At 66.9% G+C, this 23,294-nt stretch carries 16 protein-coding genes; 3 read left to right on the top strand and 13 right to left on the bottom strand.

Annotated features, from left to right (window positions below):
• Positions 1-19: 19 nt before the first annotated feature.
• Entirely contained in the window at positions 20-1,126 is a 1,107-nt protein-coding gene (locus CYFUS_RS02385; RefSeq protein WP_232537308.1) for a GNAT family N-acetyltransferase, read from the top strand.
• 44 nt (positions 1,127-1,170) lie between these two features.
• Positions 1,171-2,385 carry a tetratricopeptide repeat protein gene (locus tag CYFUS_RS02380; protein WP_095983742.1) on the top strand — a complete coding sequence of 405 codons (1,215 nt, stop codon included), beginning with the start codon at positions 1,171-1,173 and terminating at the stop codon, positions 2,383-2,385.
• Between the two features lie 4 nt (positions 2,386-2,389).
• Here CYFUS_RS02380 and CYFUS_RS02375 read toward each other — a convergent pair whose 3' ends face one another.
• Positions 2,390-4,024 (bottom strand): sensor histidine kinase, encoded by a 1,635-nt coding sequence (locus CYFUS_RS02375; protein WP_095983741.1) that lies wholly within the window; start codon positions 4,022-4,024, stop codon positions 2,390-2,392.
• Positions 4,025-4,191: 167 nt separating this feature from the next.
• Positions 4,192-5,499, bottom strand: coding sequence for an MFS transporter (locus CYFUS_RS02370; protein WP_095983740.1), 1,308 nt, complete (start codon positions 5,497-5,499; stop codon positions 4,192-4,194).
• A 134-nt stretch (positions 5,500-5,633) separates the two neighbouring features.
• Here CYFUS_RS02370 and CYFUS_RS02365 point away from each other — a divergent pair, with 134 nt between their 5' ends.
• Positions 5,634-6,272, top strand: coding sequence for an AbfB domain-containing protein (locus CYFUS_RS02365; protein WP_157758193.1), 639 nt, complete (start codon positions 5,634-5,636; stop codon positions 6,270-6,272).
• 11 nt (positions 6,273-6,283) lie between these two features.
• On the opposite strand, the gene CYFUS_RS02360 is transcribed toward CYFUS_RS02365, so the two are convergent.
• The 11 genes from CYFUS_RS02360 to CYFUS_RS02315 form a co-directional block, all read right to left on the bottom strand.
• Complete coding sequence (locus tag CYFUS_RS02360) at positions 6,284-7,216, bottom strand: alpha/beta fold hydrolase (protein ID WP_095983738.1); 933 nt, start codon at positions 7,214-7,216, stop codon at positions 6,284-6,286.
• 1 nt (position 7,217) lies between these two features.
• Positions 7,218-7,607, bottom strand: coding sequence for a MerR family transcriptional regulator (locus CYFUS_RS02355; protein WP_095983737.1), 390 nt, complete (start codon positions 7,605-7,607; stop codon positions 7,218-7,220).
• 48 nt (positions 7,608-7,655) lie between these two features.
• Positions 7,656-7,838, bottom strand: coding sequence for an SDR family oxidoreductase (locus CYFUS_RS02350; RefSeq protein ID WP_269770201.1), 183 nt, complete (start codon positions 7,836-7,838; stop codon positions 7,656-7,658).
• A gap of 406 nt (positions 7,839-8,244) precedes the next feature.
• Entirely contained in the window at positions 8,245-8,796 is a 552-nt protein-coding gene (locus CYFUS_RS50260) for a hypothetical protein (RefSeq protein WP_157758192.1), read from the bottom strand.
• An 11-nt stretch (positions 8,797-8,807) separates the two neighbouring features.
• Positions 8,808-12,833, bottom strand: coding sequence for a DUF6531 domain-containing protein (locus CYFUS_RS02345; RefSeq protein WP_095983735.1), 4,026 nt, complete (start codon positions 12,831-12,833; stop codon positions 8,808-8,810).
• 6 nt (positions 12,834-12,839) lie between these two features.
• The gene (locus tag CYFUS_RS02340; protein ID WP_095983734.1) at positions 12,840-14,213 is read right to left on the bottom strand and encodes a hypothetical protein; all 1,374 of its coding nucleotides are present in this window, start codon (positions 14,211-14,213) and stop codon (positions 12,840-12,842) included.
• 83 nt (positions 14,214-14,296) lie between these two features.
• A complete protein-coding gene (locus CYFUS_RS02335; RefSeq protein ID WP_157758191.1) occupies positions 14,297-16,753 on the bottom strand; it encodes a type VI secretion system Vgr family protein in 2,457 nt (818 codons plus the stop codon).
• 65 nt (positions 16,754-16,818) lie between these two features.
• Positions 16,819-18,006 carry an aromatic ring-hydroxylating oxygenase subunit alpha gene (locus tag CYFUS_RS02330; RefSeq protein WP_095983732.1) on the bottom strand — a complete coding sequence of 396 codons (1,188 nt, stop codon included), beginning with the start codon at positions 18,004-18,006 and terminating at the stop codon, positions 16,819-16,821.
• Complete coding sequence (locus CYFUS_RS02325; protein WP_095983731.1) at positions 18,003-19,652, bottom strand: GH3 auxin-responsive promoter family protein; 1,650 nt, start codon at positions 19,650-19,652, stop codon at positions 18,003-18,005. Before CYFUS_RS02325 ends, CYFUS_RS02330 begins: the two co-directional genes overlap by 4 nt.
• Positions 19,649-20,419: a hypothetical protein gene (locus CYFUS_RS02320; protein ID WP_095983730.1), complete on the bottom strand. Its 771-nt coding sequence runs from the start codon at positions 20,417-20,419 to the stop codon at positions 19,649-19,651. The genes CYFUS_RS02325 and CYFUS_RS02320 overlap by 4 nt, the downstream gene beginning before the upstream one ends.
• Positions 20,420-20,429: 10 nt before the next feature.
• Positions 20,430-23,270 carry an FG-GAP-like repeat-containing protein gene (locus CYFUS_RS02315; protein WP_095983729.1) on the bottom strand — a complete coding sequence of 947 codons (2,841 nt, stop codon included), beginning with the start codon at positions 23,268-23,270 and terminating at the stop codon, positions 20,430-20,432.
• Positions 23,271-23,294 lie beyond the last annotated feature (24 nt).

Genomic DNA, 23,294 nt, shown 5'->3' with positions numbered 1-23,294 from the left:
CCCGGGGAGCGCGGCCCCGGTGTCACCTCGACTCGCCACGCCAGCGGACAACGAGCGGCTGCTCGACCTGTTCGGTGCGGTGCCCATGCAGGGCGAGCTGGTGCTGTCCACCCAGCGCGCCCCGGACTTCTTCCGCCTCTATGACATCCAGCGGGGGACGGCGGAGGTGTGGGTGCACGAGGCGACGGAGGGGCTCTCCGCCATGGGGACCTTCTTCGTGCGCGAGGGCTGGCTCGACGGCCGTGCGTGCCGCGTGGGCTACCTGGGAGATCTGCGCACGCGCTTCTCCGCGCGACGCCACCGGAGCGTGGCGCGCTTCTACGGGCCCCTGCTGGAGGAGGTGGCCCAGCGGCTGGGCGTGGAGACCTTCCTCACCTCGGTGATGGCCACCAATGCCGCGGCGCTCCAGGCGCTGGTGAGACGCCAGGCGCGCCGCGTGGCCCAGCCGGAGTACACGCTCTTGCGCCGCTTCTCCGCGGTGTCCGTGCACTTCACCCATCGCCGCACGCCGCGCCCGGGCCGCTTCCACGTGCGCCGCGCCCGACCCGAGGACGTGCCGGCCATGGCGGCGCTGCTGGACGCGGATCACCGCGCGCGCCCCTTCGGCTACCGCTACGACCAGGGCGAGTTGCAGCACCGCCTGGCGCACTGGCCGGGGCTCGGCGTGGATGGGTGCTATCTGGCCTTCGACGAGCACGGGGCGCTGGTCGGCTGCACCTCGGTGTGGGATCCCCACGAGGTGAAGCGCTACCGGGTGCTGGCGTACCGGGGCTCGATGCGCTGGGTGAAGTGGGGCTACGACGCGATGGCCACCGTGCTGCGCTCGCCCCGCCTGCCCGCGCCCGGCCAGGACTTCCGCTACTTCTATCTGTGCGACACCAGCATCACCGGGGAGGATCCCGCCATCCTGCGCGCCCTCGTGGAGCGCGTGTACGCGGACCACCAGGACCGGGGCTACCACTTCTTCTCCCTCTACATGGGGGAGGAGGATCCGCTCCAACCGGCCCTGCGGGGCTTCTTCCAGCGGCGCCTGGACTTCCACCTCTACGCGGTGACCCCGGCGAGCCTCGCGGGGCGGCCCCCCCCGCCCGGGGGACGAACGGGCTTCGAGATGGCCCTGGCGTGAGCCCGCGGGTTGCGGCACGCACCCGCCGCGCCCATGCTCCGCGGATGCGACGACTCCGACTTCCGGGCGCCCTGCTCGCCCTGCTGCTCATGGGGGCCGGCTGTGCCGCGAGCCGCGCCGCTCGCCCCGTCTCCGAGCAGGACCGGGAGGGCTACGAGGCGCGCCTGAGAAAGGCCCAGGCCCTCCAGCGTGGAGCCCACCAGGACGCCTCGCGCGAGGAGCTGGAGTCGCTCGCGCGGGAAGTCGGAGAGCGGCTCGGGAAACATCCGCGGGACGTGGGGCTGCACGCGGTGCTCGCGCGCACCGCCCTCGCCCTGCGCCAGCCCGACAGGGCCCGCGTGGAGACCGAGCGGGTGCTCGCGCTCGCGCCGGATCAAGCCGAGGCCCACTACCTCCAGGCCTTCCTCCTGGGTGGGGCCCGCCAGCCCGCCGCCGCCCTCGCCGAGGCCCGGAGCGCCACGCGGCTCGATCCCCACCAGGGCCGCTACTGGCAACTGCTCGGCACGCTCCACTTGCAGTTGGAGCAGCCCACCGAGGCGCGCGCCGCCCTCTCCCGGGCGCTCGAAGTGGAGCCACACGACGCCCAGGGCCATTTCCTGCTCGCCCTGCTGTCACTCGACGAGGGCAAGCCCGACGAGGCGCTCACCGCCCTCGAGCGGGCGCGTGAGCTCGAGCCGGACTTCGTCCTGGCCCATACCCAGGCCGGACAGCTCCTCCAGCAACGGGGCGAGTCCACCGCCGCCCTGGCGTGCTTCCAGAAGGCCGCCACGCTGGAGCCCCGGAACTGGAGGACGCGGGAGTCGCTGGTGCAGGTGCACCAGGCGCTCGGGAACACGGCGCGACGGGACGCCGAGCGCGAGGCCCTGCTCGAGCTGCGCCAGGAGGGGCTCGTGGATCAGGACTACTTCATCCGGGAGCGCTGGCGCGAGGGGGAGCACACCGTGGTGGTGGTGGAGGACTTCGAGCTGAAGGGGGACTGGGCGAAGCGCTACGAGTTCCAGGTGTACGCACCAGGAGGCAAGCAGCCCGTGCGCGTCATCTCCCTGGGCTCCTACGCCTTCACCAACGCCTTCGCCCACGAGCAGGACCCCTCGCTCCCGCGCCTGTTCCACCTGGACGCCTACGCCCCGGACGACACCCACGAGACGTATGGCCTCTTCCAGGGCGAGCCCTCCTACGACGACACCCGGGCGAAGGTGCTGGCCATCCTGCGCGGTGAGCTCGAGCCCACGTCCTCGACGAAGCCCGGCGCGGGGTGAGCCCTCACGAGGCCAGGGCCGGACGAGGCTCGGCGAGGCGCGCGTGATGGGGAAGCAGCAGGGAGAAGGTGGTGCCCCGGCCCAGCTCGCTGTGCACCCGCAGCTCGCCGCCCATCTTCTCCACGAGCGCGTGGCTCACGGACAGCCCCAGCCCCGTGCCCGAGCCCGCCGGCCTGGTGGTGAAGAACGGATCGAAGATGCGCGGCAGCACCTCCGGCGCGATGCCGTGTCCGGTGTCCGAGATATCGACGCGCACACGCTCGCCCTCGCGCACGGTGCGCACGCACAGCGTGTGTTGCCGCGGACCGCCGGGCTGCATCGCGTGGATCGCGTTGATGATCAGGTTGAGGAACACCTGGCTCAACCGTCCTCCGCTGGCGAGCACCGGCGGCAGCTCCTCGTCGAGGCTCTTCTCCAGCCGGGCCGTGATCTTGAGCTCGGGCGAGGCCATGCGCAGCGCGAAGTCGAGGCTCGCGTTGACGTCCACGGGCGCGAGCGCCTCGTCGGAGGAATGGGAGAAGAAGCGCATGTCGCGCACGATGTTCCGGATGCGCTGACAACCCTCGATGGACTCGGCCAGCACCTCTCCGGCCTCGCCGAGCACCGACTGCAACTGCTCCGGAACGCCGGGCAGCTCCGCCAGCCGCCGCTCCAGATCCTCGCGCCAGCTGTGCAGGAAGTTCAGATTGGAGAGCACGAAGGCCAGGGGGTTGTTGATTTCGTGGGCGATGCCCGCGGCCAGGGCCCCCATGGACGCGAGCCGATCATTCTGCAGGCTCTGCCGCTCCAGGCGCCGCCGCTCGGTGAGATCATGCCCCACGAGCAGCAGCCTCCGCGCCGCGCCCACCTCCTGGAGTGACACGACCACGTCCATCACCACGCGCTCCCCGCGATGCACGCGCAGCCCCAGGTTCTCCACGCGCGCCGAGCCGTGCGCACGCACCTCCCGGAACGCCCGGAGCACCGTCTCGCGCTCGTCCGGCGCGACGACCGTCTCGAAGGGCACGCCCAGGAACCGGCCCGCCTCGCCGCCCAGCAGCCGCGCCGCCACCGGGTTGAGCTCCAACACGTCTCCCCCCTCGTCGAGCAGCAACACCGCATCCCCCGAGGACTCGAGGAGCTGCTGGTTGCGCGCCTCGGTCTGCTTCACCTTCAGGCGCAGGCGCAAGAGCAGCTCCACCTGTCGCTTGAGCGCGAGCAGATCCCTCCGCTGCGTCTCGGTCAGCTTCCGGGGCACGGAGTCCAGGACACACAGAGTGCCCAGGAGGAACCCGTCCTCGGACTGGAGGGGAGCCCCGGCGTAGAAGCGCAGGAAGGGCGCCCCCGTCACGAGCGGGTTGGTGGCGAAGCGCGCGTCCTCGCGGGCGTCCTCGACGACGAAGAACTCCTCACGCTCGATGGCGAAGGTGCAGAAGGAGACACAGCGCTCCGTCTCCGACACCCCGGGCAGCCCCACGTTCGCCTTGAACCACTGCCGCTCCCGGTCCACCAGGCTCACCAGCGCCATGGGCACACCACACAGGCTCGCCGCGAGCTGGACGACATCGTCGTACTCGCGCTCGGGGGGCGTATCCAGGATGGCGTGGCGATCGAGCGCCTCGAGGCGCTTCTCTTCGTACTGAAGACCGGGGGAAAGCATGCCTCCGATATGAGGAGTCTTCGCCCGGAACGGCACCGGGTCCTCGCCTCGACTGTGTGAAGACAGACAGACCCGCTACATCGGAGGCTTCCCCTCGAAAATCAGTGTGATACTTCCAACCCCACTCCCCGACAACGCTCCGGCGCCCGCGCCCATGGGAGCTGGGATCAGGACTCCGAGGTATCGAAGCGGTGGTGACGCGCCGTGTCACGCATGAGCAGGTAGACCAGGAGCGAGCAGAAGATGCCGCCGGTCACGTACCAGTAGAACCAGGACTCGTGGCCCTGGAGCTTGAACCAGGTGCCCACGTACTCGGCCGTTCCGCCGAACACGGACACCGTCAGGGCATAGGGCAGGCCCACGCCCAGGGCGCGGATGCTCGCGGGGAACAGCTCCGCCTTCACCACGGCGTTGATGGAGGTGTAGCCCGAGACGATGACGAGCGCCGTCATCACCAGGAGGAAGGCGGTGAAGGCATCGCGCGTGCTCGTGAGCGCCGTGAACAGGGGCACGGTGCACAGCGTGCCCAGCAGACCAAAGCCCATGAGCACCGGCCGACGGCCCACCTTGTCGGACAGGAAGCCGAAGGCTGGCTGCAGGAGCATGTAGAGGAAGAGCGAGCCGGCGGAGATGAGCGTGGCGTCGTCGCGCGACAGGCCCACGGAGCTCACCAGGAACTTGGGCATGTAGACGGTGTACGTATAGAAGGCGAGCGTGCCGCCCAGGGTGAGCCCGATGACGAGGGCGATCTCCCGGGGATGGCGGACGAGCTCGAGCATGGGCCGGTGCGCCGTGCGCCTGGACGCCTCCGCCTGGAAGGCCTCCGTCTCCACCATGTTGCGGCGCATGTAGAAGCCGAAGATGGCGAGCGCCGCGCCACACAGGAAGGGGATGCGCCAGCCCCAGGCCTCCAGTTCGGGCCCGGTGAGCACCAGACGCTGGAGCACCAGCAACGTCAGCGTCGCGAGCAACTGGCCCATGATGAGCGTGACGTATTGGAAGGAGCTGTAGAAGCCGCGGTGGCGCGAGGTGGCCACCTCGCTGAGATAGGTGGCGCTGGTGCCGTACTCGCCTCCGAGCGACAACCCCTGGAGCAGCCGGGCCAGGACGAGCACGATCGGCGCCAGGATGCCCACCTGCTCATAGGTGGGGCACAGGGCGATGACGAGCGAGCCCAGACACATCAGGGACACGGACAGTGTCAGCGCGGCGCGCCGCCCGCGCGAGTCCGCGTAGAGCCCCATCAACCAGCCGCCGATGGGACGGATGAGGAAGCCGAGCGCGAAGATGCCCGCCGCGTTGAGCTGCCGCACGAGCGGGTTGTCGCCGGGGAAGAACGACGGGGCGAAGTACAGCGAGAAGGCCGAGTAGATGTAGAAGTCGTACCACTCGATGAGGTTGCCGACCGAGCCGCCGAAGATGGACAGCAGGCGTTGGCGGACTCGGGGTGCGTCGGAGGAAGGGGTCGGGCTCACCGCATCGCTTCTATCCCATCATGGCGCCAGGACGCTGCCCGTCGGCGAGGGCCGCCTGGCGGCCTGCCCTGAATATTCCGCGTTGCGTGGACGTCGGTCCCTCAACGTTTTCCCCCCTTGAAGGAATACACAACATGGCTCGCATGGCGTCCAAGCGGTTCACCTTCTTCCTGGCGATGGCGGTGACGATGACCTTGTCCGGGTGCGTCGTCGAGAGCGGCGGTGGTGGACACGGCCACGTGGACCCCCCGCCTCCTCCCGCTCCCTCGTATCCGGGATGCCCCGCGCTCCTGGGTTCGGGCAGCTCGGGAGTCATCTCCCTGAACGACTGGCGGGGCGACTACGCCTCCCTCGAGTCATACATCGCCCCGGACTTCTTCATCCGGCACTACAACGGCAGCGGGGAGGCCTCGCGCATCTACTCGGACCAGGACATGGACGACGCCACGTTCCGCATCGTCCCGGGCCTGGCGGACGACCGGTGTATCTCGTTCGAGGCCAGCAACTACCGCGGGTACTACCTGCGGCACCTCGGCTCGGACATCGTCCTGGATCCGGACAACAACACCCTGGGCTTCAGCGAGGACGCGACGTTCTGCCCGCGCCCCGGACTGGCGGATCCGCACGAGCTGAGCTTCGAGAGCTGCAACGCCCCGGACTCGTACATCAACATCGACGACTACGACGGGCACACGTATGGGCTCTACCTCGACGCGGAGTACAGTACCGCGTTCGAGGAGGACGCGACCTTCCTGCTCATGCCCCCCTGGTAGTCGCTTCGGGTTCACCCCGCCTTGAGGCCCGCCAGGAGCTCGGCGAGCCGTGCCGGCTGCGACGCGAAGGGCGAGTGGCTCGACTCCAGGGTCTTCTGCTCGAAGGGGTTCGAGGGAGTGAAGGAATCCGCCTCGCGGATCATCAGCTCCTGCAGGGCGGGCGCCATGGCGCGATCCTTCGTGCAACGGATGTAGCTGCGCGGGATGCGGCCCCAGCGCTCGCGCGTCGCGATGACCTCGGACGTCCACAGGGAGGCCGGGAGGTCTGGTGTGAGGGTGAGCGCGAAGGGCAGGAACTCCTGGACGTCCACGTCGTTGTAATAGGCCGCGCGCAGCGCCTCGAGGTACGCGGCATCCCCGCGCGGATTGATGCGGACCGCCCCCAGGGCCGCCGGGTTCCCCACGAAGAGCTTGTCTCCATAGCCGGTCTTCGCCTCGGGCAGATCCCCATAGGCGCTCGGCTTCTTCAGCCGCACGGGGCAATAGGCACTCAGATAGACCAACCGGCCCACCAGCTCGGGGGCGAGCTCACCCGCCCGGGTAATCACGGCCCCGCCCATGCTGTGCCCGACGAGGATTGGCCGGCTCGCTCCTCGCAGTGTCTTGAGCGCGTCGACCACCGCCGAGGCGCACTCCTCGAGGCGGAGGTCCCGTTGCGGAGAGGGCTCCTCGGCGAACTTCGCCCAATCCCCCGAGAGATACGAGGAGGGGAAGCGGGCGTTGAGGCCGTGGCCCGGCAGATCGATCGACACCACACGGTGGCCGAGACCGGAGAGGTGCTGCGCGACGCGGCCCCAGTGCAGGGAGTTGTGCCAGGCGCCGTGCACGAGGAGGAAGGTCTTGCTCTCCGCCCGGGGGGCCGCGTGGGCCTGGGAGCCGGAACCAGCGAGGGACAGGGTGGCGGTGGTAAGCACGGTACTCTTCAGGAGGTCTCTGCGGTTCATGTCATCCTCGTTTGGCGGAGACGACCCTTCGCCAGGGGATGCTGGCGGGGGCCGCGTGTGAGAGCGTTTCGATGAGCCGGGCGCGGCGGGACTCCAGCTCGGCGATCTGACGCTCGATGTCGGCGAGCTTCTCCTGGTGCGCGGCGAGGGCGTCCGGGCAGATGGCGGTCGACTCGCTCCGGAACATGCACGGGGAGAAGGTGGCTATTTCCTCGAGGGAGAAACCCAGACGGATCATGCGGGCGATGTGCTGGACCCGGAGCACGGCGTCGGGACCGAACTCCCGGTAGCCATTGCTCCGGCGGCTCGAGACGAGCAGCCCCGCCTTCTCGTAGTGGCGGATCGAGCGCGCGCTCGCACCCGACAGTCTGGAAAGCTCTCCGATGTTCATTCCTGCCTCGATGGGAAAGGACCGTAGCACCTGACACTGGTGTCAAGGTCAAGCGCTCTTCGCAACCTCCATTCCCGAGGAACGAGAGACGCGCCAGAGCCAGCCGTCGTTGATGGCGAGGATGCTGCCCGTAACGTACGACGCATCGTCGGAGGCGAGGAACACCACCGATCCGGCGAGTTCCTCGGGCCGGGCCAGTCGACCCAGGGAGCACATGATCTGGATGCTCACCTCGAGAGACAGACCCTCCATCGCGGGCGTAATGCTTCGCGTTATCGCGAGCCATGTCGGTGGCGGTTCCACCGGAAGCGAGTGCTCGATGCCCGGTTGCCAACCAGGATATCCAGCCGGCCGAAGGAGGCAGCCACCTCGTCCATGAGCCGCCGGGAGTGAGCCGGCTCGGAAACATCCGCTTGAAAGGCCCGGGGCTGATCCGGCTGGCAATTGCCTTTCCAACCCCTCGACTCCCACCGGCGATGACCACGACCTTTAAAAAGAAGTGCTCCACCCGCTCCCAGGCGTTTGCCTGGCAATGAATTTCCCACCTCATCATTTCTATTGTGAAATCAAATCCAGAATGGGATATCTCGCTCCTCATCCGCGGGACCCGCCCCCCCACCGCGAACGCCGTGACGCTTCATTGATTTTTTGAGGGCCTCTTTGATCGCATTGACACTGCTCGCCTGACAAAATCGAACTCATCTTGAGCCAACAGGTGAAGGACATCTCTGGGAGTACGTTGGTGCATCGCGAGGAGTCCACGTACCGACACGGCACGTTCGTCATCTCCACGGTTTTCATTGAGAATCTCACGAAATCGCTCCGCCGTAGCCATTTCGAGTTCCTTGTATAGGAGCCCCATCTTCGCATGCTCTCGCACACTTCGATAAGTGGACCTGGAGAGCTGCTCCAGTAGCTTCTTTGATGTACGCCCAGAAGTCGCCACTGCGTTGAGCACGCCGGGATCGTTGCTGGCTCGGACAATGAGAGACAGCAGTGCGCCATCTGCGGAAGGATGGATGGCAATCAATTGGAGGAGTGGATTCCAGTGCCGGTATCCCTTGTGCGCCCTGACAAGAGTAGCGAGTTCAGCCGAGGAGATTTGAGGAGCAATCTCGGCGTCCAGCATTCCCGTCTGATCGAAAAGGACCTCAAGGGCATGAGGAGAGGTGCTCGAGTTGACGATCATATCGCTCCCCTTCAACACTTCCCAGTTTCAAATACACTGCGTGTCTTCATCTTCAGTTCATCCAGGTTCTTCTTGACAACCTTCTTCATGTTCTTCGTCATGTCTGGATCACCGGGGTAGACGTCTCCCGCCGAGCCGACCAACTTCCCCTTCTTGTAGTAGTCCTCCATCAAGACACGCGTCTCGAACTTACCCTCGTTGAGATGGGCGTGTAGCGGGCTGTGCTCGACTCCACCAGCGAGCGGACCCGGGTAAGCATTGACCGCGACTGGCCCTTCCGTGTGAATTCGGACCAAGCCTAGTGGATCGATTTCGAGCAGAGGATCTGGACAATATGCGTAGAACTCGGTGCCTCCAGCAAGCCGGATGGGATCAGGCGAGCAGTACATCCCCGATTGCGAATCGAAGAATCGATGACGGTTGTAGGTAAGGCGAGCACCTTCATCTTCATACTGACCCGGCCACCTCCAGGGACAATCCCTTGCCGTTCCTCGCTCGAAGCTCGGCTGACCATATACATTCAATTGCATCCTCCAGACGAGATCCCCACGCTCGCTGTACATCTCGGTAGGAACTCCCAGATGGTCGGAAGCAATGGTCCAAAGCTGTTGTGCTTGCTCTCTGGCGATTGGCGAGAAGCCTCCTGGCTCCCAATACCAAGTAATAGGAGCGGTGTGAGCGGGCACTTCATGCACCAGGAATTGGCCATCCCAAACGAAACGCGTGTCCTCCTCCATGACGTCGGTTCCATCATCACGAGAACGGACGAGGGCACGTCGGGTGCATCGAGCGAACGCATCATATTCAAAGCGGATGTGTGATCCATCCGGCCGTATCACCCTGGACAGGAGTCCTGCGCCGTTCCACAAGTAGCCCCAGCGAGAACCATCCTCTTCCACCTTCTCCTTCCAGTAGCCATCCTCGTCATGGGTGTACAGCGTGCCATCCATCTCCAACAACCGACCTCCTCGCCCATAGCGCCGGTCATCAAACGCCGCGGAGCGATGGATGTTGCCTACGTAATCCATGGCACGGTGGAGAACTCCTCCTGTCGTCTCCTGAGCAATGAGTCGTCCTCGCTGGTCATGCTGGTAGAATGTGGATCCACGCACGGAATCCAGGATGGCGGCTATCTGGTCTTCGCCACGCCACTGATAGGACCGCGTATCCAGAGGATGATCTGTGTCATTTCCCCCGCGGCGTACGGTCCGGCGGTGGGTGGGACGACCGGCCATGTCGCGCTGCCAATCGATACGCACGCCGCCCGGTAACACCCGTGCCGTCTCCATGCCCATTGTGTCCCGCTCGAAGCGCACCGTGGGCTGAACCCAATGAAGTGACTCCTCTCCCACGTGCAACGCAGACACATGCCCAAGCGCGTCACGCAGAACTGCCATGCACCCTCCAAGTGAGGTTTCCAGCAGGGCGCGTTCTCCGTCGATCCCGAAACGGGAAGAGACAGAGAAGTCCCCCTGGATTTCGCGCACAATACGTCCCAATGCGTCACGCTCGAACATGACCACGGCACTTTCGTTCTTCGCTCGCACCAGGGCACCATTTGCCTGGTATTCGAGTTCCACGCATGTACCGTCCGAGTGAGCGGCTTTCACCACACGGCCCGCAGCATCATAAGTCAGCGCTGTCGTTCGGCCACTCGGCATGTACTTCTTTGTCACCCGCCCCGAGGAATCCCTCTCGTACCGCTGCACCCCCCCGTCGAATCCCATCTCCTCGACGACCCGCCCACATGCGTCAAGCGTGAAGGTATATGCCTCATCCACTTCGTTGATGACGCCTGTCAGCCGGCCCTCGGTGTCATAGGTGAAACGGACCGAGGTACCCGCTTCTTCACGTGCAATCATTTTATGGAAGTGGCCGTAGCGGAGTTTCACGTGCCGCGTCGCATCTCGTGCCTCAAGCAGGTTACCTTCCGCGTCGTAGGCCGACTCCTGCAATACACCAGAAGGAGACTCCAGGCGTAGTAGTCGTCCGAGCGCGTCGTAGCGGCAGCGCAACGTCCCGCCCCGAGAATCCCTGACGCGAACCGGTCGACCGAGCCCATCGTGTTCGTACTCGGTGACGGCACCATTGGAGGCGCGCGTGAAGCTCATGTTTTTTTGACGATCATACTCAAAGGTCGTCCGCCGCCCGCCTGAGTCTTCTACCCACGCCAGCAAGCCTTGCTTCCACCCCCACGATTTCTTCTCGCCCGTAGGCATCCTCCTTTCCACGAGGTGCCCTTCGGCGTCATAGGCCCACGTCCAGACGCCCCCGAGGGCATCCATCGCGCGAACCAGCAAGCCGCGAGCCTCATACTCCAGATAGACGGTTACTCCATCTGGACCCTTGAGTGTGAGAGCGTTTCCTCGTGAATCATACGTCGTGGCACGCGTGTGACCGAGAGAGTCCTTTTCTTCTGCCAGTTGGCCAGAAGTGGCATCGTAGGCGTACTCAGTGGACGCTCCGTTCGCGTCCGTTACCTTCACCACCATGCCCAGCTCATCCAACTCATAGAGAGTGGTGCAGCCCAGGCTGTCCTCCACCAACGTCTTCCGGTTGCGCGTGTCGTAGGTGATGAGGTGATCGAAAATCCCACCATCTCCCCACGTGCGAACGCATCGGGCGGAAGGACCGATGCTGTCGTACTGAAAGTAGAAGGACAAGCCATTCCTGTCCTTCTCCTGCACCATCAAGTGGTTCTGGTACTCGAAGGCCCACGAACGGCCCAGCGCATCGACTACCTGCATCAGATCGCCATGCTCGTCGTAGACGTAGCGCATGTACCGGTACCAGCCACTCTCCCGAGAGAGAGGCAGCTTCACCTCGGTCAGACGACCCTTGGTATCATGGACGAAGCCGATCAACCGATCAGCAGAATCGCGCACCATGTCCAGCAGGCCCCGTTCGTCGTAAGCCAGCCGGATATCGTGATGGCCGTCGCGGCTACGGATGCGGGTGAGCTTGGCGCGGTGAGAGAGGCTACTGGGTACCGGAGTGAACGAGAGCACCCGACCATCCGCCATCTCGATCTCCCAATGCGAAGAGCCGAGTGCGCGAAGCGTCAGTCTGTTGGTGGCATCAAAGAGGGACTGGCCCGCTGGGAGGAAGTATCCGGGGAGGGCGTCGGTGTGGAACTCCACCTCGCGCCCATCCTCCGCGAGGTAGATGACCTTGCCACGTTCGACCCAGACTGACTGGTCGAGCGAGTGACTCCATCCGTATCCCAAGGAACCGTTGCGCCAGGAAAGGGAGGAGGAGTAGACGCGCTCGAAGACGAGGGGAAGAGGGCCGGGTAGCTCGAAATCGATATGGTCAGTGAAAACGCGCCCGGTGGCCACGTCCACCGGGTGGCCGGTGACGAAGCACACCACGCGCTTCAACCTGTCGCGGTAGCGCTGAGGGGCGATGCGGTCCACCACGTTGCGCAAAGCGCCGCTGACCTTTGACCAGCCACGGCTCTTGCGTTGGGCGGCTCTCAACGTACGGAAGAGCCGGGCTCCGCCACGAGCCGCCGCCTTGAGGGCCTTCATGCCAGCGGCCATCAGCAATCGCTGGGCGATGCCCTCCATGTCCGGCACCATGGCCGGGTTGTTGAGGACCGGTGGTCCCTTGGGAATGGCCAGGACCAGGCTGGTGGGCAGACGCACCGGGTCGCTGCAACTCAGGGCGATGTCGCCGAGGCGGACGCCCAGGCTTCCCCCGAGGCTGACATTCAGGCTGCCGAAGAAGAGTTCCGCGTCGTTGCCAGGCTTCCCCTTCGCGAAGGCCACGCCAGGCACCGGCAGATGGGGCAGCGTCAGCAGGTTGGTGACGGCTGTACCCGCGTTGGTGACGGGCAGATTGTTCACCAGAACCAGGCCAGGACCGCTTCCCAGCGCCATGCCCATGGCGGCGCCCATCGCCAGACCCACCGGGTCGAACACCAATCCCACGAAGGGCTGGGGAATGGGGGTAGGCACCGGCCCCGCGGGGGTAGGCATCAGCACGATGTGGATGTCGAGGCCCAGCACAGGGTCGAAGTAGGAGCTTTGCAACATGGGATGTCAGGCCTCCTGTGCTCGGGCGACAACTGGGGTTTCCAGGGAGGAGGCTTGCGCCTCCAGCGACTCGGCCTGCGTCTTGAGGCCGTGTTGGCGACAGAGCGCGGCCAACTGACGCGCAGCTTCGGGCGCGGAGGTGGTACGCCGCTCGTCGGGCGAGGCCTTGCTTGCGACGTCCAGCGCCCGCTTCCACACGGTGGCCGCCTCCAACGGCTTGCCCGCCGCGGCCAACAGCTGACCACACATGCGGTAGCCCTCAATGCCCAGCATGGGAGAGGACGCCGCCATGCCCAGCTGTCCAGCCTCGGCGTATGCGAGGGTGGCGTCCTCGATGCGTTGGAGCACAAGGAGCGTGGAGGCCTGAGCCAGCTGCGCCTGGACGGCCATATCCCGAAGCTGGTGCGCCTCGGCGCGCTGGCGGACCTCCCGGAAGATCTCCAGCGCCTGGGCATGCCGACCCGCCTGGAGGACGTAACCTCCCAGCACCAGATCCAAGGAGACGGCCTCCCGGCCCAGTCCCGCCGCGAGGCACAGGTCGCGCGCCTCGCGCTGTTCCTGTACGGCCAGGACCGGATTGCCCTCACGCAGGGCCTGGGCCGCGGAGAACACTTTGCGGCGCAGGGTCTGCTGGAACTCAAGGTCGAGGAGTGCCGGGGCCACGTTCAGCTGCCGGGCCAGCTCCTCACGCTGGGCGGTGGGCATGAGCCGGGCTGCGCCCGGGCGCGGAGGTGGAGCCACTCGCGGGCCCGCGGCTCCCGACAGCCGGGCGCCGGTGGCTCCGACGGGGGCCGAGGCCATGGAGGCGAGCACGCGTGCCATGTCCTCGCGCGCTGCCTTCTCCTCGACGCTCGCGTCCACGCGCTCCGCTTGCTTGCCGAGGGCCTCGGCCACCCGCGCGCAGTGCGCTCCATCCGCCTCCACCACGATGAAGCGCGCCTTCTTCAGCTCAGGACGGGTGAGCAGCGCTTGGAGGTCCGCGACCCAGCGCTTGGGCTGCCGCACCTCGATGGGAGCCAGCACCAGCACCAGTCCGTCGAAAGGAGCGGTGAGGCGCCGCAGTGCCTCGCCTACTTCGAGGCCGAAGCGGACCAATGGGATCTGCGCGCGGGGAGGAGCCCAAGCCTGCGGCAGGGAGATGCCCTCGTTGGCATCGGTCAGCAGTGTACGCAGCTCCTCGTAGTCCGCATGGAGTTCCTCCGCGCGCCCGTCCCATCCATCGTCTCCCTCCGAGGTGGGGGTCTCCAGCACGAAGAAGGGAGCGTGGTTGTCCCCGTGGTGCTCGGCGGCGGCGATATGCTCGAGGGCCGCCAGCCGCAACTCGGGGCTCGTCGTCACGTGCAGCAGCCGCAGCTCCCTGGCGACAATGAACCATTGCATTGCCTCAACGAGCCGTGTCAGCGGTTGTGTGATCGAATCCATGGTTCTCGTTCGTGAACCCTACGAGCGTAGGGGGGCCGTGCTCAGTTGATCTTCACGATGGCGCCAGTGACCTCGTTCAGCGCCGCCGCGGACGAACTCACCTTCGGACCGGACACCGCCGCCCCAGCCATATCCAGCTTCACCGTGCCGGCGCCCCCCGCGAGGCAGACCTCCACCGCGCCGAGGATCTCGATCTTCGTGGGCGTGAGCTTGATGGAGCAGCCGCCGCAGCTCAGCTTGATCTCGGTGCCCGAATCCACCGAGATCTTCCCACTGTCCTCGATGGTCACCACGCCCACGCCGTGGACGAGCTTGATGTAGCTGCCCGCGTTCAGCTCCACGTGTCCGCCCTCGAAGGTGAAGGTGGTGGGGCCCTGAGTAGTCTGGTGCTTCACGTCAGCGGTGACCAGCCGCTCGGCGCTCACGGAGAGCACGTCGTTGGTGGTGACGGTGGTCTGCCGGCCGGCCTCCAGCGTGACGGTCTCCTTGCCCGTCACCGTCTTGGCGCGCGTGCCGCCCACCGAGTACGTCTCCTTGCCATCCACCGTGAGGCTGCGCTCGCCGTGAATGGTGACGGTCTCGTTGACGTTCACCGTCTCGGTGCGACTCTGCTCCACCGTCACCGTCTCGTCCTTCTTCACCGTCTTGGTGCGGCTGCCCGAGACGGTCAGGGACTGGTCTCCGCCCACGCTCTCGGTCTGATTGACCTTCACGGTGTTGGTCTGGTTGTTGTCCACCGTGGTGGCCTGGTCATTCTTCACCTGCGTGGTGTCGTCGTGCTCCACCACCCGCAGCTGGTCCTTCTGGGCGTGGAGGAACACCTGCTCCTGGCCCTTGGCGTCCTCGAAGCGCAGCTCGTTGTAGCCGCTGCCCCCCGGCGAGCTCTGGGTGCGCAGCGTGCTGCGGGTGCGCTCCTCGGGCAGATTCGTGGGGGGCGGGTTGGCGCCGTTGTAGACGCAGCCGATGACCAGGGGGCGGTCCGGGTTGCCTTCCAGGAAGTCGATGACGACCTCCATGCCCACACGGGGAATGGAGAACATGCCGAAGCCGGCTCCCGCCCAGGACTGAGCCACGCGCACCCAGCACGAGGCCTTCTCGTCCGCCTGGCCCACCCGGTCCCAGTGGAACTTCACCTTGATGCGGCCATGCGGGTCGGTGTGGATTTCCTCTCCCGGGGGGCCCACCACCAGGGCCGTCTGCAGACCGGGGACGCGGCTGCGCACCAGCGCATACTCCGGCCGGAAGGGCACGGACAGGGGAATGCACTCGAAGCGGTTCTCGTACCGCTCCGGCTTCGCCTCTCCACCCGAGCCCTCCAGGGAGAACAGGGGCTGCTCCTCGGGCGCCTCACCCAGGTGTTCGACGCGGGTGAGCAGATAGGTCTGGTCCAGTTCGGCGCGTGCGTGACCCCGCAGCTCGAAGGTGAGTCCCGGACAGAAACCCGTCACATTGCCGCGGCCTCGGCCCTTCTTCTGGCCCTGCTGCTGCCCCTCGCGCAGCAGACGGGCCCGGACAGCCGCGTCGTCCTGGGTGTAGCGGACGTTGCCCGTGTCGTAGCCCGACAGGCTGAGTTCCGCCGGGTAGAGGTACGCCTCGCGCCCGCTCTCCTCCTTCGCCCGCGCGTCCTTCGTCAGGTCCAACTTCGGCCGCGTCCAGTCGAAGTCGCGCACCACCACGCCCGTCGGGCGCAGCGAGGTGGACCACTCCAGCCCTCGGAGCGTCTCCATCCGCGCGAGGCCGCCCGCCTGATTCGCGATCCACACGGGGCCACCGTCCATCGTCTGGCACGGCTGGAAGGGCGCGTTGGCATCCACCAGGACGAGCTCCTCGGCCTCTCCCACATGCTCGAAGTAGAAGGCGATGCCCTCCTCCTTCATCAGCCGCAGCACGAAATCCAGGTCCGACTCGGCGTACTGCACGCAGTACTCGCGCTTGGGGTACACGCGCTGGAGCGACAGGCGCACCTGACGCTTGAACGGGGTGAGCCCCTCGGTGAGCACATCCTGGAGCACCTCTGGCACCGTCATCTCCTGGAAGATGTACGAGTCGATGCGCTGGGAGAGCTCCCACAGGGCCGGGACGATGTAGACGCGCACCATGCGCTTGTCGGCCAGGGTGCCCAGGTCCTCCACGTGGCGTGCGATGCCCTGAATCTGGCGCGAGAGCGTGACACGCTCCAGGCGCAGCGTGCACGAGGAGCCGAGCAGCGTGTCGACATCCACCGCGGGCTCCTCGAACACCAGCTCGATGGTGGCCGCGTAGAGCTCGGACAGAGCCTCCCGTGTGTGGACCCGCCGCACGTGCCAGGCAGCCCCCGACTCGACCGAGGAGCTGAACGAGTAGCGCACGTCGGACAGCGGATGGCCGCCCCCCAGCATCGAGAGCACACCCGAGATGGCATTGCCGACGACATCTCCCCCCTCAAGGTCCCTGGCGAGCTGGGTGGCCGTGGACGCGACCTGCGCCATCTGATGCAGACGCTCGTTGATGGTGGACATGGACTCCCCCGGAGCAGATGTGATTAACATTAGAAGGTCATGCCTCGAAGGCCAAGACCTGGACCTCAAATCCAGAAGGCGATGTCCCGCTCCTCGTCCACGGGGCCCGCGCCCTCCCCGCCCTCGAGCAGCCAGCGGCGATACGCCTCGATGTCCGCGTGGAGCAGATCCGCCTCGGTGCCGGAGAAGACGCCGCCCCCGGGCCCGTTGAGCAATCCCTCTCGCTGCACCTTCATCACCTCCACGTCCTGGCGGATGACCTGCGTGGTGTACCAGCGAACCAGCGGCTTGAGCGCCTGCCCCACGAGCGCACGCGGCAGGTCATACGGCAGCCGGTAGCTGATGGCCGTGTACACCAGGCTGTCGGTGGGACTGATGGGAGTGATTTGCGAGTTGATGGCGAACCCGCTGCGCTCTCCCCACATGTAATCCACCCGCGTGACGTTGGGCGCGAAGAAGTGGTCGGTGTGCACCATGGGCAGGCCCCCCGGATTGAACAGGCGCCCGAGCCCCGTGACCGTGTCCTGCTCCTGCTTGTAGGTGACGAGCACGCTGCCCTCCGCGCGCTTCACCGTGGCGGGCACGCGCTTGCGCGCCTTGCGGCGAAACCACCCCTCGTGGACGAAGACCGTGTGCGGCACGTCCATGAAGTTCTCCACGAGGTTCGTCACCCCGTTGGGAAAGCGCGTCACCATGAAATAGACATTCCACTCGGGCTCGCCCCAGAACGGCACCCGGAAGGCGGGACGGCGCGCACGCCGTGAATCGCCTCCCATGAAGACGAACACGAGCCCGTCCTGCTCCAGCGTATCGAAGCGCCGCACCCGGCCCAGGTCGCACGGGCGCACCTGGAGGCCCGCGCGCGCATGCCCCTGCGCGTCCAGCGCCTCGCCACACTGCGACGGTCCGAGCGACGGAACCTCCACCACCGCCCCCGAGCCGTCATACACCCAGCCATGGTACGGGCAGCCCAGCCGTCCCCCGAAGACAGCCCCCGCGGACAGGCGCGCGTTGCGGTGCAGACACCGGTCGAGCAGAGCCACGGGCTGGCCCCGCTCGTCACGGAAGAGCACCACCCGCGTGCCGAAGAAGGTGCGCGCCAGCGGCTCGCGCGAGGTCAGCTCCGAGGACAGACACGCCACGTACCAGTAGTCCTTGAGCGCGCCACAGCGGGACAGGTCCGCCTCGGCCTCGAGGTCCACGGCGGGCGTGGTGACGAGCGCGAGCGGCGAAGCATCGGTGGGATTCCTCATGAAGGCGTTCCTCGTTGCGAGAACCACGCGGTCCAGCCGGACCGGCGATGAAAGTCGGTGGGCTTGATGTCCCCGGCGCGCTGGCCCAGCTCGATGCAGCGGGCCTCATAGTGGCGCGCCCCATCGGTGACGCGCAGGACGCGCACCGGCCCGAGCTGTCCCAGCTCGCGGGCATAGCGGTAGTGATAGCCCTCGCACAGGGCGTCCTCGATCGCCCGGGCACTCGCCTCCAGATGCGCCTCGGGCACGTCGGTGTCGACGAAAAGCCGGTACGCCGGAGGCGCCGGAGCCTCCCACTCGGGCGCCATCATGGCGAAGGACGGATGCTGGCCGAGCACCCGGGACAGTGTGGCGGCGAGCACGGTGGAGACACGGTGGGCGGAGAGCTTCTCACCCACCAGATCGCTCACCGCGTCGGCGCGGCCGAGAAAACGCAGACACGGGGTGGCGTGATGAAAGCCCTCGACCCGGACCAGGTCTCCCAGGTGGTAGCGCAACAGCCCTCCGGACGTGGAGAGCAACACGGAATAGGTGCGTCCCTGCTCCAGCTCATGGGCGAGCCGCGGCCGGGCCTCGGGGTGCTCGGGCTCGAGGAACTCGAAGAAGTGGCTGCGCACGGCGAGCACGGGCGCGGGGGCCGCGAAGAGGGGCAGCGTGACGACGCCCTCGGTGGCGAGCAATCCCTTTCCCTGGATCTCCACCCCCGGAAAGCGCGCGCGCACCGGCTCCACGGCATGCGCGGCCTGGGCGTCGGTCCACATGCTCAGCAATGACAGTCGCGGCCAGAGTTCGGGGCCTCTCAATCCCGAGCGCAAGGCTTCCCGAAGCACCCGGGCCCGCCGGGGCTGGGGCGAGAAGCGCATCCGCGCGAGCACCATCTCCACGTCTCCCCCGCGCCCTCCCGGAGGCCTGCACATCCCGCGCTCCAGGTCATCCGCCAGCCGCTCTCCGTGCCGCTCCAGCGCGTCCATGAGCAGCGTGAGGAAGCTCGGGTTCCAGACGCTCACCAGGGCCAGATCCTCTCGGGCCACGAGGAACCACAGCGTCACGTACCGGCAGGAGTCCACATCGGGCAGGTGGGCCACGGCGCCCGGCACGGCGAACACGCGCGTGAGCAGCGGTTGCAGGAAGCGGGGGAAGTACGCGGAGTCCTCCACGCTGCCCACGGGAATGCCTCCCGGCGTGCGACCCTGTTTGCGGCCGATGGGCGAGATGGACCAGTAGCTCGGACCGGCGCGCAGCGCGGGACGCGCGGTCAGCAGCTCGAACAACATCGGCGCGAGCGCGTGGTGGAACTCGTCGAGCAACCCCTGGGTGACGGGGATGTACTTGGACGCTCCCGATGAGCCTCCCGAGGGCTCGAAGCGAGACACCGGCGCACGGGTGAGGACCCGCGGCGCTCCGGCCTTGATCGCCTCGATGTCCGCGAGCACCGAGTCCGGCGTGGACAGGGGCACGGCGTCCTGGAACTCGCGAGCGGTGCGCACGCGTGGGAAGCCCGGGAGCCGCGCGGTCTGCGTGGTGCCCTCGACGGCGCGCAGGACGCGGGACAGACACTCCGCCTGGGCCCGCTCGGGACGCGAGAGTGCCTGGTGGAACCGGAGCGCCGATGGAGCCAGCGCCACCCGGAGGCCCGACAACATCATGCCCGTGCCCTCACGCCCCGCTTCGAGCCCCGGCCCGTCCACAACCGCCACTGCTTGCGCAGGGCATCCACCAGCGCTCCCACCAGGTCCCTCGACCGCAGCTCGGCGAGGCACACCAACTCCTCGCCCTCGACGTGGCCCGGATTGCGCCGCGCGAAGAAGGCGATGTCCGGATGGGCCGCCGCCTCCCGGTCGATGGGAGACACCCCCTCGCGAACCCGGTAGTGCGCATCCGAGAAGCGCACCGTCCCCCGGACCGGGTCGAACTGCTCACCGAACCAGCGCGTGGCCAGTGCGTTCAGGGACGCCAGCCGCTCGGCGGAAGGTTCCCAGTCGTGGCGCGGCAGGGTGCGCGGCAGGTGGTTCACCGCCAGCAGGTAGGTCTTGTAACCCGCGCTCAACAACAGCCACATCAAGGGCCGCCAGGGACGGCGCAGCTTGCGGTGGAGCAGCAGCCGCGTGAAGCGCATCTGCAACTCCTTCTGCCCCCAGTAGTCCGGGTGGATGACGGTGTCTCCGGAGAAGATGATCTCCGCCGTCCGGCCCTCCATCTCCTCCTCGGCGATGCGCACGGTGCTGAAGCCCACCAGCTCGCCCGTGTGCCGCGCGCTCAGGAGGATGACGTATTGCTTGTCGTCCAGGTCGCGCGTGAAGCGCTCGGCGTTGACGCCCGCGTAACACGTCTGCATCAACGCGAGCATCTGCGCGCGTTGTGCTTCGGTGAGTGCTTCCCGGGGCACGGTGGCCCCCTTCAAGGCGGACAGCATCTCTTTCCTCTCAATGGCTGTCCCGCGCGTCCGCGGTGACGGCGGGCTGATGGATGACGTGGTAGCGATCCACGTCGAGTTGCACGGACTGCGTCTGACCTCCGTACCAATGGAGGGTCGCCGTCACGGGGCCCGTATGGGTCCCCACGCCGAAATGCAGCCGGGGATCCGCCGAGGCGCCCAGGCCGCCCATCAACCCCACCTCCTGAACCTGCTCCACGTGCCGGCCGCCCTCGTCATAGGACACGACGACCCGCGTGCCCACGGCGCTCCGGGAGGTGTGCCGCCCCTCGCCCACCAGGGACAGCCCCACGAAGTGCGCCTGGTCCCGGCCCGCGCCCTCCCGCAGGGAGTTGCGATAGACGGACACGGGCCCGTGCTGATTGGTGATGACGGCGTCCAGATCGCCATCGTTGTCCAGGTCCGCGAGCAACACGCCGCGCGAGTTGTCTGGATCCTCCAGGCCCAGCTCCTTCGCCACGTCCACGAAGTGGCCGGGCATGTCGTCCCCGAGGTTGAGGTACGCCCGCCGCGCCTCGTTCGGGTAGACGGTTCGCCCGCGGATGTCTCCCCACTTGTCCGCGTACGTGTGCACCTCGGGACCGGACTGCATCAGCTTGTGATTGATGTACCAGTAATCCTTGCGGCCCGAGTCGATGAGGTGATCCAACCGATCATCGAGGTGGCCATTGGCCTGCACGATGTCGGGCCAGCCATCGTTGTCGAGATCCCCCGCCGCCGCGCCCCAGCCGAAGCGCCGCTCGTTGAGCGCGCCCCGGAAGGTGGCCTCGTCCTTGAACGTGGGAACGAACGGCTCCTGTCCCGGGGACACCATCCACAGCAGACTGCCCTCGGCCTGAAGGGAGTGGTGCACGTTGGAAACATAGACATCCAGCCAGCCATTGCGGTCGAAGTCCGCCACGGAGGCGTTCATACCCTTGTAGGTATCCTTGCCAATGTCTCCGAACAGCGAGCCCCGGATGCGGCGGAAGTGCTTGCCCTGCTCGTTGAGGTAGATCTCGTCCGGACCGAAGTCATTGGCGATATAGAGATCCGTCCAGCCATCCTGGTTCAGGTCCACGGTGCTGACAGCGAGCGACCAGCGCGTCTCCTTGAGTCCCATCGCCGCGGAGTCCAGCTTCTCGAAGGTGCCGTCGCCCCGGCCGCGATAGAGCGCGTTGAGCCCACCGTTGTCGGCGTCATGCCAGCCGTTGTGCATGAAGCGGAGCATGCGCCGGTCTCCGGGGTACTCGGGCGCGGGCAGGTGGAAGAAGTTGAAGGGCGTGGGCGTGCCGTAGTCCGGCAGGTGCGTGGTGAGCGCGTTGGCCACGAAGAAGTCCAGGTGCCCATCCCGGTCGAAGTCGAGCATCGTCACGGCGAGGCTCACCGAGTGGTCGCCCACGCCCGCGTGCGTGGTGACGTCCTCGAAGGTGGCGCTGCCCGTCTCGCGCAGCAGGTTGCGCAGGAGCCGCGAGGGCCCGAAGGCCACGGCGATGGCCAGGTCCTGGTCGCCATCACCGTCATAGTCCACGAAGGTGCCCCCGGCGGCCGCGCCATCGGTGGTGTAGTTCGCGGCGATGCGCTCCAGGGCGGGCACCTTCACGCGCTCGAAGCGCAGGTCGCCCACGTTGCGGAAGAGCGCCGCGCGATCCCCATCCGACTTGAGCGCGTTGGACAGGAACACATCCAACCGCCCGTCCCCGTCGAAGTCACCCGTGGCCACCGCGTCGCCCACGCTCAGCACCCACTTGGACACATGCAGCACGCGCGGATCCACGTGCGTCAACACATCCCCCATGGTGGAGCCCAGCCCGGTGTGCGAGGCCTCCAGGCGCTCCATGTGGAAGGGCAACGGCCGCATGCTCGCGGAGGGCGCGATGACGAGGAAGTACCCCGCCGCCAGGGCGAGCCCCAGTCCACCCACCGCGCCGAAGCGCTGGAGCGGCTCGCGGGAGAACAGGCCCGAGAAGTAGGCGCGAGGCCCCTGGCGCCACAGCGCGCGGCCATGCAGGAAGAGGAAGCGCGCGGTGGCGCAGGTGAGCGCCGCGTAGAAGAAGGTGAAGACGCTCTCCTTGAGGTGGAGCAGCAGGTCCACGAAGGTGAGGGCGAAGGCGAGGATGATCTGATCCCGGGGCCGCGCGGGGGACGTGCCGGGATCGGTGATCATGTAGAAGGTGAAGATGAAGAAGGGGGGCGCGCCGAGCGTGCCCAGGAAGAGCACCTCGGGGGGCAGGTGGTGGCGCAGGATGTACGCGCGCAGGGCCGTCTGCAGCGCGTAGAAGAAGAGGAAGCTCACCACGAGCCACCCGCGGCCCACGCGGAAGAAGAAGAGCACGAGCGCCGCCATGATGATGAAGGCGCTCAGGGCGATCTCCCCGTTGGCCCACTGATAGGCGGGCGCGGCGGTGATGAGCTCGCGGGTGAAGAGCAGCGAGGTGGCCACGCCGAACATGGACGGGTTGAAGACGTGGCGGCCCTGGAAGGTGAGCACGTACTTCGAGCCGATGGTGAGCCACACCGGCAGGAGCAGCATCCAGCTCGAGTGCGAGTAGTTGAGCAGCAGCGCCAGCGAGCAACAGGAGATGTAGCCGCTCAGGGGCACCACCTTGCGCCGGTGCAGCAGCCAGGTGAGCCCCGCGTCCAGCGCGCTGCCGCTCACGACGATGGCCGCCATCTGCGCCGGGCTGCGGTTGAAGCCGAAGAAGGAGAAGCCCAGCACCCCGTAGAGGGTGAGGATGGCCGCGAAGGGGATGCGCGGATCGCTCCAGGTGGGCCAGACCCAACCCCAGCGGACGGAATGAGGACGCGTGGGCATGGGCACGGCGGGTGCCATGGACGGCTGAGCTGTCATGGGAAGAGCGCCTCCGAGCGCGCG

The organism is Cystobacter fuscus, assembly GCF_002305875.1.
Taxonomy (GTDB): domain Bacteria; phylum Myxococcota; class Myxococcia; order Myxococcales; family Myxococcaceae; genus Cystobacter; species Cystobacter fuscus_A.
The sequence above is the reverse complement of the archived record's forward strand: the minus strand, read 5'-3'. Positions and strand labels throughout refer to the sequence as shown.